Annotated in this window: 2 protein-coding genes; both read right to left on the reverse strand. The window is 72.5% G+C overall.

The genetic code is table 11. The features are described from left to right. Nucleotides 1-103: 103 nt before the first annotated feature. The gene (locus F4560_RS17845) at nucleotides 104-10,660 is read right to left on the reverse strand and encodes a type I polyketide synthase (RefSeq protein ID WP_184921435.1); all 10,557 of its coding nucleotides are present in this window, start codon (nucleotides 10,658-10,660) and stop codon (nucleotides 104-106) included. After that, nucleotides 10,657-17,106, reverse strand: a complete 6,450-nt coding sequence (locus F4560_RS17850) for a type I polyketide synthase (RefSeq protein WP_184921437.1) — start codon at nucleotides 17,104-17,106, stop codon at nucleotides 10,657-10,659. The genes F4560_RS17845 and F4560_RS17850 overlap by 4 nt, the downstream gene beginning before the upstream one ends. Nucleotides 17,107-17,538 lie beyond the last annotated feature (432 nt).

Here is a 17,538-nt window from a genome sequence, read left to right on the forward strand (position 1 = left end):
CCCGGACCGACGCCCGCCCCACTCGCGGGGGTCGGGCGTCGGTCCGCACTCATCTTCTTGTCCCTCGTCATTGTCCGGTCCGTCGCGCCTGGTCCGCCGGGTTTCAGTCGAACTGGGCGTCGATCAGCTTCAGAATCTCGTCCGCGGTGGTGGCGGACGCGATCCCGGACGCCGCCGGCTGTCCCTCCGAAAGGGACGCCAGCAGCGTGCGCAGCCGACCGGCCACGTGCTGCTTCTCCTCGGCCGCGGCCTCGGCGAGCATCTCTTCCAGCTTCTTCAGCTCCGCCTCGAACGGCGGTTCCTTGGCCGCGGTGACGCCACCGACCTTCGTCAGCAGGAACCGCGTGATCGCGATCGGCGTCGGGTGGTCGAAGACCAGGGTCGCGGGCAGCCGCAACCCGGTGGCCTGGGTCAACCGGTTCCGCAGCCCGACCGCCGCCAGCGAGTCGAACCCGAGGTCCTGGAACGGCCGGTCCGGACCGACCGCCGCGGACGACGTGTGGCCGAGCACGGCCGCGACGTGCGTCCGCACCACGGACAGCACGACCTTCTCCCGCTCCGACTCCGGCACCTCGGCGAGCCGCTGCGCGAGCGACGCGCTGCCCGTGGGCTCGGTCCGCTGCTGCTCCGGCATCCGGACCAGCCCGCGCAGGAGGTGGGGCAGCATGCCCGCACGTCCCTGCACCCGCAACGCGGCCGGATCGAGCTTCACCGGCGCCAGCAGCGCCGCGTCCACCCCGAGGCTCTGGTCGAACAGGTCGAGCCCGGTCTCGGCGGACAGCGCGATGACGCCCATCTTCTCCAGCCGCGCGAGGTCCGTCGCGTCGAGCTCACCGGTCATGTCGGTGGCCTCGGCCCACAGGCCCCACGCGAGCGACGTCGCGGGCAGGCCGTCGGCCCGCCGATTCGCCGCGAGCGCGTCCAGCACCGCGTTGGCCGCCGCGTAGTTCGCCTGGCCGGGGCTGCCGATCAAGGCCGCGACCGACGAGAACAACACGAACGCCGACAACTCCAGGCCCGCGGTCAATTCGTGCAGGTGCAGGGCCGCGTCGACCTTCGGCCGCATGACCCGCTCGACCCGCTCGGCCGTCAGCGACTCCAGCACACCGTCGTCCAGCACGCCCGCCGCGTGGACCACCGCGGTCAACGGCTGGTCCAGGGAGTTCAGCAGCTCGATCAGCTGCCCCCGGTCGGAGACGTCGCACGCCGCGACACGAACGTCGCAGCCCATCCCCTCCAGCTCCGTGACCAGCTTGGCCGCGCCGTCCGCGGCCGGACCACGCCGGCTCACCAGCAGCAGGTGCTTCACGCCGTGCCGCTCGGCCAGGTGCCGGGCGAACAACGCGCCCAGACCGCCGGTGCCACCGGTGATCAGCACGATGCCGCCCGCGTCCAGCGGCCGTCCGGGGACGGGCTCGTCGGCCTTCGCGAGCCGTGGCGCCAGCGCCCGACCCGAGCGCACCGCGATCTGCGGCTCGCCGGTTTCGAGCAGCCCGCCCCAGTCCGGCTCGGTGCTCCCGTCGAGGTCCACGAGCAGGAACCGGCCCGGGTGCTCCGACTGCGCGCTGTGCACGAGACCCCACACCGGAGCCTGCGTGACGTCCGCGGTCTCGTCGCCCACGGCGACCGCGCCCTTGGTGAGCACGACCAGTCGCGCGTCGCCGATCCGGTCGCTGGCCAGCCACTGCCGCAGCAGCTCCAACGCCTTCACCGCCGCGCCGCGTGCGGCTTCGGCCACGTCACCCGAGGGCGAGTCGACCGTGGCGATGACGACGTCCGGCACTGCCGCGCCCTCGGCCAGCTTCTGCTCCAGCGCGGCCAGGTCCGCGAACCGCTCACCGGAGGTCAGGCCCACCTCGCCGAGGATCGCGACCCGCGAGGACATCGTCGAGACGACCGGCACGGGCGTCCATTCGACCTGGTACAGCGACCGGTTTCCGTTGCGCCGTGCGGCTTCGAGGTGCGCCTGCTCGACCGGACGCACGTCCAGCCGCTCGACGTTCACGATCGGCTCGCCGTCGTCGCCCACGATGGTGAGGCGCAGCGCGGCGTCGCCGGCCAGCCCGATGCGCACCCGCAGACGGGTGTGCCCGGTCCGGTCCAGCCGCACGCCGGACCAGGAGAACGGCAGCCCGCCCGAGTCGTCGCCGCTGCCACCCAGCATGCCGAGCCCGCCGTGCAGGGCGGAGTCGAACAACGCCGGGTGGATGCCGAAGCCGTCCGCGGAACCGGCCACGTCGGGCAGGACCAGCTCGGTGTACACATCGTCCCCGACCCGCCAGGCCGACTGCACGGCGCGGAACGCCGGGCCGTAGTCGAAGCCCAGGTCGGTCAGCTTCGCGTGGTCGCTCACCCTGGCGTAGAGGTCTTCCACGGTGAGCGGCTCGGCGCCCGCCGGCGGCCACTGGAGCGGGAACGGCTCCGCCGGGGCCGCGGTCGCGGTCAGCCAACCGCGACCGTGGCAGGTGGTCTCGCCCTGCTCTTCGTCACCGCCCTGGGGCCGGCTGTAGACCGCCACCTGACGGCGACCGCCTTCCACGGCCGCGCCCACCGTGACCTGGACCTGGAGCGTGACGCCGTCCTCCAGCAGCAGCGGCGACTCCAGCACCAGCTCGTCCAGGACCGGGCAACCGACCTGGCGACCGGCGGTCAACGCCATCTCGACCAGCGCCGTCCCCGGCACCAGCACGATGCCGAACACCACGTGGTCCCGCGTCCACGGCTGCGACTCCTGCGAGATCCGGCCGGTGAAGACCCACTCGTCGCGGTCCGCGACCTGCACGGCCGCCGACAGGATCGGGTGGTCGACGCCGACCTGCCCGGCCGAAGCGACGTCACTGGAGCCGGCGCCGGGCGTGAGCCAGAACCGCTCGCGCTGGAACGCGTAGGTCGGCAACGGGATCCGCTGCACGTCGGTGTCGGCGTAGTAGGCGGACCAGTCCACCGCCACACCCGAGACGTGGGCTTCGGCCAGCGAGGTGGCGAATCGCTCCATGCCGCCTTCGTTGCGGCGCAGCGACCCGACGACACCGATCCGGTCCGCCGCACCGTGCGCGGCGATGGTTTCCTCCACCGCCATGGTGAGCACGGGGTGCGGGGACATCTCCAGGAAGTTCCCGGCGCCGTTGTCGATCATCGCCCGGACCGCGGGCTCGAACCCGACCCGGCCGCGGAGACTGCGGTACCAGTACGGGGCGTCCAGGATCTTGGTGTCGATGAACCCGCCGGTCGCCGTCGAGTAGAACGGCACGTCACCGGACTTCGGCGCGAGCGGCGCCAGCACTTCGAGCAGCTCGGCCTCGATCGCCTCGACCTGGATCGAGTGCGACGCGTAGTCCACCGCCACCTTGCGCGCCCGGACACCGTCCCGCTCGCACGTGGCCAGCAGTTCGTCCAACGCGGCCACCTCACCGGCCACCACGACGGAGGCGGGACCGTTCAGCGCCGCCACCGAGACACGGCCGTCGTACGGGGCCACCAGCTCTTCGACCCGCTCCACCGGCAGCGAGACCGACATCATCCCGCCGTGACCGGCGAGCCGGTCGCGCACCAGACCACTGCGCAGGGCCACAACCCGGGCACCGTCCTCAAGGGACAGTGCGCCGGCCACACATGCCGCGGCGATCTCACCCTGCGAGTGACCGATGACCGCTGACGGCTCGACACCGTAAGAACGCCACAACGCCGCCAGTGAGACCATCACGGCCCACAAAGCGGGCTGGACGACGTCCACGCGCTCGAACGACGGCGCACCGTCGACACCGCGGAGCACGTCCTCCAGACTCCAGTCCACAAAGGACTTGAGTGCGTCGCCGCACTCGGCCATGCGAGCGGCGAACACCGGCGAGGAGTCCATCAACTCCACCGCCATGCCGACCCACTGCGCACCCTGACCAGGGAACACGAACACGGCCTTGCCGCTCATCGGTCGACCCTCGACCACACCGTCCAAGGGCTCGCCCACGGCCAACGCGCCGAGACCCGCCAACAGGCTCTGGCGGTCGGTCGCCACCACGGCCCCGCGGTGCTCCAGCTGAGCCCGTGCGGTGGCCGACGAGAACGCCATGTCCGCGAGGGACAGCTCCGGCCGGGTGGCCAGGAAGGCACGCAGCCGGTCGGCCTGCGCCCGCAGCCCAGCCTCGGTCCGAGCGGACACCAGCACCGGCGCGACAGCCGGACCGTCGCCGGTCCGCTCCGCCGGCGCCTCGGCGGGCGCTTCCTCCAGGATGAGGTGCGCGTTCGTGCCGCTCACACCGAACGAGGACACACCGGCACGGCGGGGCCGCCCGTCGGTCTGCCACTCCCGTGCCTCGGTCAGCAGCTCGACCTCGCCCGACTCCCAGTCCACGTGCGGGGACGGAGTGTCGACGTGCAGCGTGCGCGGCAGCACTCCGTGCCGCATGGCCTGCACCATCTTGATCACACCCGCGACACCGGCCGCGGCCGACGTGTGGCCGATGTTCGACTTGATCGAGCCCAGCCACAGCGGACCTTCCGCCCGCTCACGGCCGTACGTCGCCAGCAGCGCCTGCGCCTCGATCGGGTCACCGAGCTTGGTGCCCGTGCCGTGGCCCTCGACCGCGTCCACATCGGACGGCGCGAGGTCGGCGTTCGCCAGCGCCTGCCGGATGACCCGCTCCTGAGAGGGACCGTTCGGCGCGGTCAGGCCGTTGCTGGCGCCGTCCTGGTTCACGGCGCTGCCGCGCAGGACCGCGAGCACCGTGTGCCCGTTGCGCCGGGCGTCCGACAGGCGCTCCAGGACCACGAGGCCGACACCTTCGGCGAACCCGGTGCCGTCGGCGGACGCCGAGTAGGCCCGGCACCGCCCGTCCGCCGACAGCGCCCGCTGCCGGCTGAACTCGGTGAGCAGGTACGGGCCGGCCATCAGCGTCACGCCGCCGGCCAGCGCCATCGAGCACTCGCCGGACCGCAGCGCCTGCGCCGCGAGGTGCAGCGCCACGGCGGACGAGGAGCACGCGGTGTCGACCGAGAGCGACGGACCTTCCAGCCCGAGGCTGTAGGAGATCCGGCCGGACAGCACGCTCGTCGTGGTGCCGGTCAGGCGGTAGCCCTCCAGCTCCGACGACGTCATACCGGCGTAGTCGGTGGTGACCGCGCCGCAGAACACGCCGGTGTCGCTGCCGCGCAACGACGTCGGGTCGATCCCGGCGCTCTCGAACGCCTCCCAGGACGCTTCCAGGATCAGCCGCTGCTGCGGGTCCATGGCCAGCGCCTCGCGCGGGCTGATGCCGAAGAACTCGGCGTCGAAGTCGCCCGGCCGTTCCAGGAAGCCACCGGCGCGCGTGTACACGGTGCCGAGCTGGTCGGGGTCCGGGTCGTACAGCTTCTCGATGTCCCAACCGCGATCGGTGGGCAGTCCGCTGATCGCGTCACGACCGGACGCCACCAGCTCCCACAGCTGCTCAGGTGACGCGACGCCGCCGGGGTAACGGCAGCTCATGCCGACGATGGCCAGCGGCTCGTTGTCCGTCCGCCGCCGCTTCGCCACCGGTCGCCGCGTCTCGGCCACCCCGCCGACCTCGCCGAGGACGAACCGCGCCACGGCCGCCGGGCTCGGGTGGTCGAAGATCAGCGTCGCGGGCAGCCGCACGCCGGTGCTCTGGGTGAGGTTGTTGCGGAGTTCGACCGCGCTCAGCGAGTCGAAGCCCAGGTCCTTGAACGCGCGTTCCGGGTCGACAGCGCCGGCGGAGGCGTGGCCGAGAACGGCCGCCACCTGCGCCTGCACCAACTCCCGGACGACCCGCTCCCGATCGGCCTCGGGCACGTCGGCGAGCCGCTGCGCGAGCGAACCACCCGCCGCGGCCTTGCGTGGCGCGGGGGCCAACCCGCGCAGCAGGGCGGGCAGCATCCCGGTGCGCGCCTGCACCCGCAGGGTGGCCAGGTCGAGCTTCACGGGTGCCAGCAGCGCGTCGTCCAGCCCGACGCCCTGGTCGAACAGGTCGAGCCCCATCTCGGTGGACAGCGCGCCGACGCCCATGCGCTCCAGCCGGGCGAGATCGGCTTCGGCGAGTTCGCCCGCCATGCCGCCCGCTTCGCCCCACAGGCCCCAGGCCAGCGACGTCGCCGGCAGGCCCTCGGCCCGCCGCTTCGCCGCCAGCGCGTCCAGCACGGCGTTCGCCGCCGCGTAGTTCGCCTGACCCGGGCTGCCCATCAACGCGGCGACCGACGAGAACAGCACGAACGCCGAGAGGTCCATGCCCGCGGTCAGCTCGTGCAGGTGCAGGGCGGCGTCGACCTTCGGCCCCATCACCCGCTCGATCCGGGCCGCGGTCAGCGACTCCACCACACCGTCGTCCAGCACACCCGCCGCGTGGACGACGGCGGTCAGCGGCCGGTCCAACGAGCCCAGCAGGGCCGCCACCTGGTCGCGGTCCGAGACGTCGCACGCCTCGACCCGCGCGGTGCAGCCCAGCGCCCACAGCTCGACGAGCAACTCGTTCACACCCTCGGCCTCCGCGCCACGGCGGCTCGCCAACACCAGGTGCTTCACGCCGTGCCGCTCGGCCAGGTGCCGCGCGAAGATCGCGCCCAGGCCACCCGTGCCACCGCTGATCAGGACGGAGTCGTCCTCGCTCCACCGGTGCGGCGTGCCGGACGACGCGCGACCGAGGCGCGGAGCCAGCATCCGACCGTCGCGGACCGCCAGCTGCGGCTCCTCGGAGCCGATCACCGCGGCCCAGTCGACGTCGTCGGCGTCGGTGTCGGTGTCGACCAGGACGAACCGGCCAGGGTGCTCGGACTGCGCGCTGCGCACCAGGCCCCACACCGAAGCCTGCGCCACGTCCGGCGACTCGGCGCCCACGGCGACCGCGCCACGGGTCACGACGACCAGCCGTGAACCGGCCACCCGCTCGTCCGCCAGCCAGCCCTGGACCAGCTCCAACGTGTGCACGGCGACGGTCTGCGCCGAGCCGTCCGCCGGAGTGTCGATCTTCGCCACGACGACCTCGGGCACGCCGTCGGTCAGCGCCTGGTCGAGGTCGGCCAGGTCCACCACGTTCACCGACGCGCCGGACGCCGTGACCGGAGCCCAGTCGACGGTGAACAGCGACCGCCGGCCGCCCTCAAGACGGGCCTGCTCGACCGGGCGGACCGCGATGGAGCCGATCGACACCACCGGTGCGCCGGACTCGTCCACCGCGTCCAGCCGCAGCGCGGAATCACCCGTGGCGACCGAACGGACGCGCAGCCGCGTGACACCGGGGCGGTCGACCTGCACACCGGCCCAGCTGAACGGCATCCGGTGGCCCTCGCCACCGGTCAGCAGGATGACACCGCTCTGGAGCGCGGCGTCGAAGAGCGCCGGGTGGATGCCGTAGGCGTCGGTCCCAGCGGAGTCGGGCAGCACGACCTCGGCGTACGTCGTGCGGTCGCCGTCACGCCAGGCGGCCTGCACGCCGTGGAAGGCGGGGCCGTAGTTGTAGCCGATGTCGGCCAGCCGCCCGTACAGCTCGTCCACGGGCAGCGTTTCCGCGCCCTCCGGCGGCCACTCGGCGGGCCACTCGGCCGCCGCCGCGGGCTCCGTGCCGACCACGCCACGCCCGTGGCAGACGGACTCCGCGTCGTCGTCGGACTCCAGGGACGAGTAGATCGCCACGTCGCGGCGGCCGTCGTCGTCCGCCGGGCCGACGGTGACCTGCATCTGCCGGGCGACGCCTTCCTCCAGCAGCAGCGGCGCTTCCAGCACCAGCTCGTCCAGCACCGGGCACGCGGTCTGGGCGCCGGCGGCGAGCGCCAGTTCGACCAGGCCGGTGCCGGGGACGACGATGGTGCCGAGCAGTTGGTGCCCCGCGACCCACGGCTGCGTGTCGGTGGACAGGCGGCCGGTGAACACCCACTCGTCCCGGTCGCCGACCCGGACCGCGCCGGCGAGGATCGGGTGCTCCACCCGGCCGAGGCCGACCGCGGCCACGTCGCTGGAACCGCTGTTCGGGGCCAGCCAGTAGCGCTCACGCTGGAACGCGTACGTCGGCAGCTCGACCCGGCTCGCGCCGGCGTAGTAGGCCGACCAGTCCACTGCCACCCCGGCGGCCTGCGCCCGCCCCAGGAACCCGGCGACGGTCTGCGTCTCCGGGTGCTTGGCGCGCAGGGACGGCAGGAACACCGTGTCGTTCTCGTCTTCCAGGCACTGCCGGGCCATCGCGGTCAGCACGCCGTCCGGGCCCAGCTCCAGGAACTTCCGGACGCCCAGGCCGTGCAACGTCTTCACGCCGTCGTTGAACCGCACCGCCTGCCGGACGTGCCGCACCCAGTAGGCCGCGTCGAACGCCGACACCAGCTGACCGGACACGTTGGACACGATCGGGAGCCGCGGCTCGGCGAACGTGAGCTTGCGCGCCACGGCCTCGAACTCGGCCAGCATCGGCTCCATCCGGGGCGAGTGGAACGCGTGCGACACCCGCAGCCGGGACGTCTTGCGCCCCTGCCAGCTCGGCAGCCACTCGTCCACCGCGTCCGCGTCACCGGAGACGACCACCGCGCGCGGACCGTTCACCGCCGCGATCTCCAGCCGGCCTTCGTAGCCGGCCAGCGACTCCGCGACCTCGGCCTCTTCGGCCTGAACCGCCACCATCGCCCCGCCAGTGGGCAGCGCGCCCATCAGCTTGCCGCGTGCCGTGACGAGCGCGCACGCGTCCGCCAGCGACAGCACGCCCGAGACGTGCGCGGCGGCGATCTCACCGACGGAGTGGCCGATCAGGTAGTCCGGCCGCAGACCCAGCGACTCGACCAACCGGAACAGCGCCACCTCGACCGCGAACAACGCGGCCTGGGTGTGCTCGGTCCGGTCCAGCGAACCGTCCTCAGTGGACAGCAGCTCGCGCAGCGAGCGACCCAGCAACGGGTCCAGCTCGGCACAGACCTCGTCCAGCGCCTCGGCGAAGCGGGGGAACTCCGCCGCCAGCCCCAGGCCCATCCCGGTCCGCTGCGAACCCTGACCGGTGAACAGGAACGCCGTCTTGCCACCCAGCGCGCGACTCGCCGTTCCGCCGTCGGCCAGCGCGGTCAGTCCGGCGAGCAGTTCGTCGCGGTCCGACGCCACGACCACCGCGCGGTGGTCCAGCAGCGCGCGGGTCGTCGCCACGGAGAAGCCGACGTCCACAGGGGACAGTTCCGGCCGGGCGACCAGGTGCGATCGCAGCCGATCCGCCTGCGCCCGCAACGCCGTCTCGCTCCGAGCCGACAGGACCACCGGCGCCGTGCCGACCGGCCGGATCTCCTCGACCGGCTCGGCGACCTCGGCGTTGGTCTTCTCGGCCGGCGCTTCTTCCAAGATCACGTGCGCGTTGGTGCCGCTGATGCCGAAGCCCGACACACCGGCCCGGCGCGGACGCTCCGACGCCGACCACTCGCGTGCCTCGGTCAGCAGCTCGACCTGCCCGGACGTCCAGTCGACGTGCGGGGACGGCGCGTCGACGTGCAGCGTGGCCGGGAGCAGGTTGTGGCGCATGGCCTGCACCAGCTTGATCACACCGGCGACACCGGCCGCGGCCGACGTGTGGCCGATGTTCGACTTGATGGAGCCCAGCCACAGCGGGCCGTCCGCGCGCTTGCTGCCGTAGGTGGCCAGCAGGGCGCGTGCCTCGATCGGGTCGCCCAACTGGGTGCCCGTGCCGTGGCCCTCCACCGCGTCGACCTCGGCCGGGCTCAACCCGGCGTTCGCCAGCGCGGCCTGGATCACCCGCTCCTGCGAGGAACCGCTCGGCGCGGTGAGACCGTTGCTGGCGCCGTCCTGGTTCACCGCCGTGCCGCGGACCAGGCCGAGGATGCGGCGGCCGTTGCGCCGGGCGTCCGACAGCTTCTCGATGACCAGCATGCCCATGCCGTCGGCGAAGCCGGTGCCGTCCGCGGACGACGAGTACGCCTTGCACTTGCCGTCGGGGGCGATACCGCGCTGACGGCTGAACTCCACGAACAGGAACGGGCCGGCGAGCACGGTGACGCCGCCGACCAGCGCCAGCGAGCACTCCCCCGACCGCAGCGCCTGCGCGGCCATGTGGATCGCGACCAGCGACGACGAGCACGCCGTGTCGAGGGTGACCGCGGGACCTTCGAGACCGAGGGTGTACGCGATCCGGCCGGACACGATGCTGAGCTGGGTGCCGGTCAGCCGGAAGCCCTCCAGCTCGGGCGGCATCGTGCCGCCGTAGTCGGAGGTGACCGCGCCGCAGAACACACCGGTGCTGCTGCCGCGCAACGAGGTCGGGTCGATGCCCGCGTCCTCGAACGCCTCCCAGGCGCCTTCCAGCGCCAGCCGCTGCGTCGGGTCGGTCGCCAGCGCCTCACGCGGGCTGATGCCGAAGAAGTCCGCGTCGAAGTCGCCGACACCCTCGATGAAGCCGCCCGCGCTGGTGGTCACCGTGCCGAGCCGGTCCGGGTCGGCGTCGTACAGCCGCTCCAGGTCCCAGCCGCGGTCGGTGGGGAGCGGGGACATCGCGTCCTTGCCGGACGCCACCAGCTCCCACAGCTCATCGGGGGACGACGCGCCGGGGTACCGGCAGCTCATGCCCACGATCGCCAACGGCTCGTCGGCGCGCTGCTCCAGCTCGCGCACCCGGCGGTTCGCCGTGCGCAGCTCGTTGGTGACCTTCTTGAGGTAGGTGCGTAGCTTCTGCTCGTCCGTGTTCCCGCTGCTGCTCATGCCGACCCGAGCTCCTCGTCGATCAGACTAAACATCTCGTCGTCGGACACGTCCAGATCGTCGTCCAGCACCGCGTCCACATCGGACGGTTCACCGCCCGTGCCGCTGAGCACCGCCCGGAGCCGGTTGCTCAGGTAGCGCAGCCGCGGCTCGATCTCCGACAGCGCGTTCTCGTCGCCCGCCACGGTGATCAGCATTTCTTCGAGCTTCTGCAACTCGTCCTCGAACGGCGTGCGCCGCTCTTCCTCCGCCGCGCCGCCGACCTCCTTTAGGAGCAGCCGGGCCACATCGGCCGGCGTCGGGTGTTCGAAGACGAGCGTCGCGGGCAGTCGCAGCCCGGTCACCCGCGCGAGCCGGTTGCGCAGCTCGACGGCGGCCAGCGAGTCGAACCCGAGCGCCTTGAACGCGCGGTCCGGGTCGACCTCGGAGCCGGACGCGTTGCCGCGCACCGCCGCGACCTGCGCCTGCACCAACTCCAGCACCGCCTGCTCGCGGTCGGCCACGGGCACACCGGCGAGCCGCTGGGTCAGCGACCCACCGACCTGTTCGGTGCGCCGTGCGGGCGCGCGGACAAGACCACGCAGCAGGGCCGGGAGCATCCCGTCCCGTGCCTGGTTGCGCAGCACGGACAGGTCCAGCTTCAGCGGCACGAGCAGCGCCGCGTCCGAGCCGAGGCTCTGGTCGAACAGCTCCAGGCCCAGTTCGGTGGACAGCGCGCCGATACCGGTGCGCTCCATCCGGGCCAGGTCGGCCTCGCCCAGCTCGCCGGTCATGCCGGTGGCATCGGCCCACAGGCCCCAGGCGAGCGAGCTTGCCGGGAGACCGGCCGCACGCCGCTGGTGCGCGAGCGCGTCCAGAGCGGCGTTGGCCGCGGCGTAGTTCGCCTGACCGGGGTTGCCCAGCTGGGCCGCGGCCGAGGAGAACAGCACGAACGCCGAGAGCTCCTGCCCGAGGGTCTGCTCGTGCAGGTTCCAGGCCGCGTCGATCTTCGGGCTCATCACCCGGTCGACCTGGTCCTTGGTCAGGGACTCGATCACACCGTCGTCCAGCACACCGGCGGCGTGGACGACCGCGGTCAGCGGCCGGTCCAGGGAGCCGATCAACCCGGCCAGCTGGTCCCGGTCGGAGACGTCACACGCCTCCACCCGCGCCTCGGCGCCCAGCACCTCCAGTTCGGCGGCCAGTTCGTCCACACCGTCGACGGCCCGGCCGCGACGGCTCACCAGCAGCAGGTGCTTGACGCCGTGCCGCTCGGCGAGGTGCTTGGCGAACCGAGCGCCCAGACCGCTGGTGCCACCGGTGATCAGGACGGTGCCCTCGGGGTCCAGCGGCGCGGGCACGGTCAGCACGACCTTGCCGACGTTGCGGCCCTCACGCAGGAACCGGAACGCCTCGCGGCCCCGGCGCACGTCCCACGCCCGGATCGGCGAGGGGGTGAGCACACCGCGCTCGAACAGCTCGGTGATCTCCAGCAGCATTTCCTGGATCCGCTCCGGCCCCGCCTCCAGGAGGTCGTAGGACCGGTAGCGGACGCCGGCGTGCTCGCGGGCGACGACCTCCGGGTCGCGAATGTCGACCTTGCCCATCTCGATGAACCGGCCACCGCGCGGCAGCAGCTCCAGTGACGCGTCGACGAACTCGCCGGCCAACGCGTCCAGGATGACGTCCACACCCGCGCCGTCGGTCGCGTCCAGGAACGCCTGCCGGAAACCGAGGTCGCGCGACGAGGCGATCCGGTCGTCCGGCACGCCCAGGGCACGCACCGCGTCCCACTTCGGCGCGCTCGCGGTGGCGAACACCTCGGCGCCGAAGTGACGGGCCAGTTGCACCGCGGCCATACCGACACCACCGGCGGCTGCGTGCACGAGCAGCTTCTCCCCGGCGCGGAGCGAGGCCAGGTCCACCAGGCCGTAGTACGCGGTCAGGTACACGACCGGCACCGCCGCCGCCTCCACGAAGGAGAGCGAGGACGGCATCGGCACGACCGTGCGCCGGTCCGCCACGGCCACCGGGCCGAACGCGTCGGTGACCAGGCCGAAGACCCGGTCGCCCGGCTTCAGGTCGGTCACCGCGGAGCCGACTTCCAGCACGACGCCCGCGGCCTCGCTGCCCAGCGGCGCGTCACCCGGGTACATGCCCAGCGCGATCAGCACGTCGCGGAAGTTCAGCCCGGCGGCGCGAATGCCGACCCGGACCTCGCCGACGCCCAACGGCCGGGCGCCCTCGGACGGCAGAATCGTCAGGTCCTCCAACGAGCCCTTGCGCGCCGAGCCGAGCCGCCACGCGGAGTCGCCCGCACCGGCCGTGACGCGGCCCAGCCGCGGCGCCAGCACCCGGCCCTCCCGCACCGCGAGCTGCGGCTCGTCCAAGTCGAGCAGCGAACCCCAGTCCGGCTCGTCGCCGCCGTCGACGTCCACCAGCACGAACCGGCCCGGGTGCTCCGACTGCGCGCTGCGCACCAGGCCCCACACCGGGGACTGCGCCACGTCCGGCGACTCGTCGCCCACCGCGACACCGCCGCGGGTCACCACGACCAGTCGGGCCTCGCCCAGCCACTCGCTCGCCAACCAGCTCTGCACCACCACGAGCGCGTCCGCCGCGACCGCCCGCGCCACCGCGGCAGGTTCACCGGACGGCGCCTCGATCGTGGCGACGACCACGTCCGGCGCACCCGCGCCGTCGGACCGCGCCTGCTCCAGCGCGTCGAGGTCCGCGTGGTCGACGCCGAGCCGCACCACCCGTGCCGACGTGCCAGGCTTGGCGGTGACCTCGGCCCAGTCGACCTGGAACATCGAGTTCTTCGAGCCCTGCGCGCGTTCGAGCTGACCGGGTTCCATCGGCCGCAGGCCGAGGTTGCCGACCGCCGCGACCAGCGCGCCGGCGTCGTCCGCGATGTCGATCCGCTGGCCGGAGCCGGAAGCCGGCGAGATCCGCACCCGCGCCCTGGTGAGCCCGGTCAGGCCGAGCCGCACACCGGACCAGGAGAACGGCAGGTCCACCGTCGACCCGGCTTCCTTGGACAGCATGATCCCGTGCAGCGCGGCGTCGAACAGCGCCGGGTGCACGCCGAACTTGCCCGCCGGGGTGTCCTCGGGCAGCGCGACGTCGGCGTAGACCACGTCGCCGACCCGCCAGGCCGCCCGGACACCCTGGAACAGCGGCCCGTAGTCGAGGCCGATACCGCCCAGCCGCTCGTAGAACGAGCCGACGGCCACGGTCTGCGCGCCCGACGGCGGCCACTGGAGCGGGAACGGCTCCACCGGCTCGGCGTCCGCGGCCAGCGTCCCGCGCCCGTGGCAGGTGGTCTCGCGCTGCTCGTCGTCGCCGCTCTCGGAACGGCTGTAGATCGCCACTTCACGGCTGCCGTCGTCGCCGGCCACACCCACGACGATCTGGACCTGCCGCACCGCGTCGTCGTCCAGGACCAGCGGCGCCTCCAGCACCAGCTCGTCCAGCACCGCGCAGCCCAGCTGACCACCGGCCGTCAACGCCATCTCGACCAGCGAAGCACCCGGCACGAGAACACTGCCGAACACGACGTGATCACGCGTCCACGGCTGCGATTCCTGCGAGATCCGGCCGGTGAAGACCCACTCGTCGCGGTCCGCGACCTGCACCGCCGCCGCCAGCACCGGGTGTTCGACCCGCACCTGGCCGGCCGCCGAGACGTCACCGGAACCGGAGCCGGCCGTCACCCAGAAGCGCTCGCGCTGGAACTCGTAGGTCGGCAGCGAGATGTGCTGGGCGCCGCTGTTGGCGTAGAACGCCGACCAGTCGACGGCCACACCGGACACGTGCGCCTCGGACAGGGACGTCACGAATCGCGCGAGACCGCCTTCGTTCCGGCGGAGCGAGCCGACCACCGCGACCTGGGCGGACCCGTCGGCGACCGTCTCCTCGACCGCCATCGTCAGCACCGGGTGCGGCGACATCTCCAGGAAGCCGCTCGTGCCGTTGGCGACCAGCGCCCGGACGGCGGGTTCGAACCCGACCCGGCCGCGCAGGTTCCGGTACCAGTACCCGGCGTCCAGGATCGCGGTGTCGACGAACCCGCCCGTGACGGTCGAGTAGAACGGCACGTCACCGGACTTCGGCGCGAGCGGCGCCAGCACCTCCAGCAGTTCCGCCTCGATCGCCTCGACCTGGGCCGAGTGCGACGCGTAGTCCACCGCGACCTTGCGCGCCCGGACACCGTCCCGCTCGCACGTGGCCAGCAGCTCGTCCAACGCGGCCGGCTCACCGGCGACCACGACCGTGGCGGGACCGTTCACCGCCGCGACCGACACCCTGCCCTCGTACGACACGAGGAGTTCTTCGACGCGTTCCACCGGCAGGGAGACCGACATCATCCCGCCGTGACCGGCAAGCCGATCCCGCACCAGACCACTGCGCAGCGCCGCGACCCGGGCACCGTCCTCAAGGGACAGAGCACCCGCCACACACGCTGCGGCGATCTCACCCTGCGAGTGACCGACGACCGCCGACGGCTCGACACCGTACGACCGCCACAACGCCGCCAGCGAGACCATCACAGCCCACAAAGCGGGCTGAACGACATCCACGCGCTCGAACGACGGCGCACCGTCCACGCCCCGGAGCACGTCGTCCAGGCTCCAGTCCACAAAGGACGAAAGAGCCGCGCCGCACTCGGCCATACGGGCCGCGAACACCGGCGAGGAGTCCATCAACTCCACCGCCATGCCCACCCACTGCGCACCCTGACCAGGGAACACGAACACGGCCTTGCCACTGATCGGCCGACCCTCGACCACGCCGTCCGCCGGATCGCCGACCGACAGCGCGCCCAGCCCGGTCAGCAGCGCACCGCGATCGGTCGCCACCACGGCCGCACGGTGCTCCAGGTGCGCCCGCGCCGTCGCCGACGAGAACGCCATGTCCAGCACGGACAGCTCCGGGCGCGCGATCAGCAACGCGCGCAACCGGTCGGCCTGCGCCCGCAGCGCCTCGACGCTCCGAGCCGACACCAGCACCGGCACCACGGCCGGCGGTGCGGGCTCGGTCTCGACCTCGGCGGGCTCCGGCGCGGGAGCCTCTTCCAGGATCACGTGCGCGTTGGTGCCGCTGATCCCGAACGACGACACACCCGCGCGCCGCGGCCGGTCGTCCGAGGTCCACTCGCGCTTCTCGGTCACCAGCCGGATGTCACCGGAGGACCAGTTGACGTGCGGCGACGGCTCGTCCGCGTGCAGCGTGGGCGCCAGCGTCCGGTGCCGCATGGCCATCACCATCTTGATCACACCGGCCACACCGGCGGCGGCCTGGGTGTGCCCGATGTTGGACTTCACCGACCCGAGCCAAAGCGGGCCGTTCTCGCGCTCACGGCCGTAGGTGGCCAGCAGCGCCTCGGCCTCGATCGGGTCGCCGAGCGGCGTACCCGTGCCGTGGCCTTCGACAGCGTCCACATCGGACGGACGCAGGCCCGCGTTCGCCAGGGCAGCGCGGATCACCCGCTCCTGCGACGGGCCGTTCGGCGCGGTGAGGCCGTTGCTCGCGCCGTCCTGGTTCACCGCGGTGCCGCGGACCAGGCCCAGGATGCGGTGGCCGTTGCGGCGCGCGTCCGACAGGCGCTCCAGCATGAGCAGACCGGAGCCCTCGCCCCAGCCCACGCCGTCCGCGGCGGACCCGTACGCCTTGCACCGGCCGTCGGCCGACAGCGCCCGCTGCCGGCTGAACTCGGTGAAGATGTTCGGTCGGGTCAACACCGTGACGCCGCCGGCGATCGCCAGCGAGCACTCACGCGAGCGCAGGGACTTGACCGCCAGGGCGATCGCGACGAGCGACGCGGAGCACGCGGTGTCCACGGTGATCGCGGGGCCCTCGAAGCCGAAGGTGTAGCTGATGCGCCCGGACGCGACACTGGCGGCCGAGGCGATCATGAGGTAACCCTCGATCTCCTCGTGCCGGTCGCTCGTCCCGGCGACGTACTGGTAGTCCGAGTACATGGTGCCGAGGAAGACACCGGTGTCGCTGCCCCGCAACGACGTCGGGTCGATGCCCGCGTCCTCCATGGCCCGCCAGGTCTCCTGCAACAGCATCCGCTGCTGCGGGTCCATGGCCAGCGCCTCACGCGGGGTGATGCCGAAGAACTCCGCGTCGAAATCCCCGACACCGTCGACGAAACCGCCCTCGCGGGTGTACGCCGTCCCGTGGTGATCGGGGTCCGGGTGGTAGAGCCGGTCCAACTCCCAGCCGCGATCGCCGGGGAACTCCGTCACGGCGTCCCGACCGGACGCCACCAGGTCCCATAACTCTTCCGGTGACGTGACGCCACCGGGGAACCGGCAGCTCATGCCGACGATGGCCAGCGGCTCACTCGCCTGGTCGAGCAACTCCTGGTTCTGCCTCCGGAGGCGTTCGGTCTCCTTGACCGACTTCCGGAGCGCTCCGATGACGTCCTTCTGATCGGTCTTCTTGTCGGTGGCCATGGTTACACCTCCCCGCCCGGACGCAACAAGGCGGCCAGGTTCTCGACTGCTCTCATGCCACGTCCTACTTTGCACAGCGCACATGGAAGAGACCGCCGACATGAGCGCATCTCAGATCCCCCGGTAACGCATCTCCGCATGTCCCCAGACACGGACGCGCACGCAGTATTGCCGAGAACGGCGAATCCGACAAGAACATGCCGTGTTGCCATGAAACCCTTCTATGGCGACAGCAGGTTGTGATATCGGCGTTCGACTTCGTCTCGTTGATCTTGTAAGCCGACCGCTCCGAACCGCGATCCCGAAGGCTTCTCCGGCGCGATCCCGCAGGTCGGGTGACGGGTGGAAGCCGATCGCCACGGGGGCGGCCGGCGCACTTCTTGCTTGGCACACCAAGGAGTCAGCCGGTGACGGCCGCGCGCGGGCGCGTTC

The organism is Saccharothrix ecbatanensis, assembly GCF_014205015.1.
Lineage (GTDB): Bacteria > Actinomycetota > Actinomycetes > Mycobacteriales > Pseudonocardiaceae > Actinosynnema > Actinosynnema ecbatanense.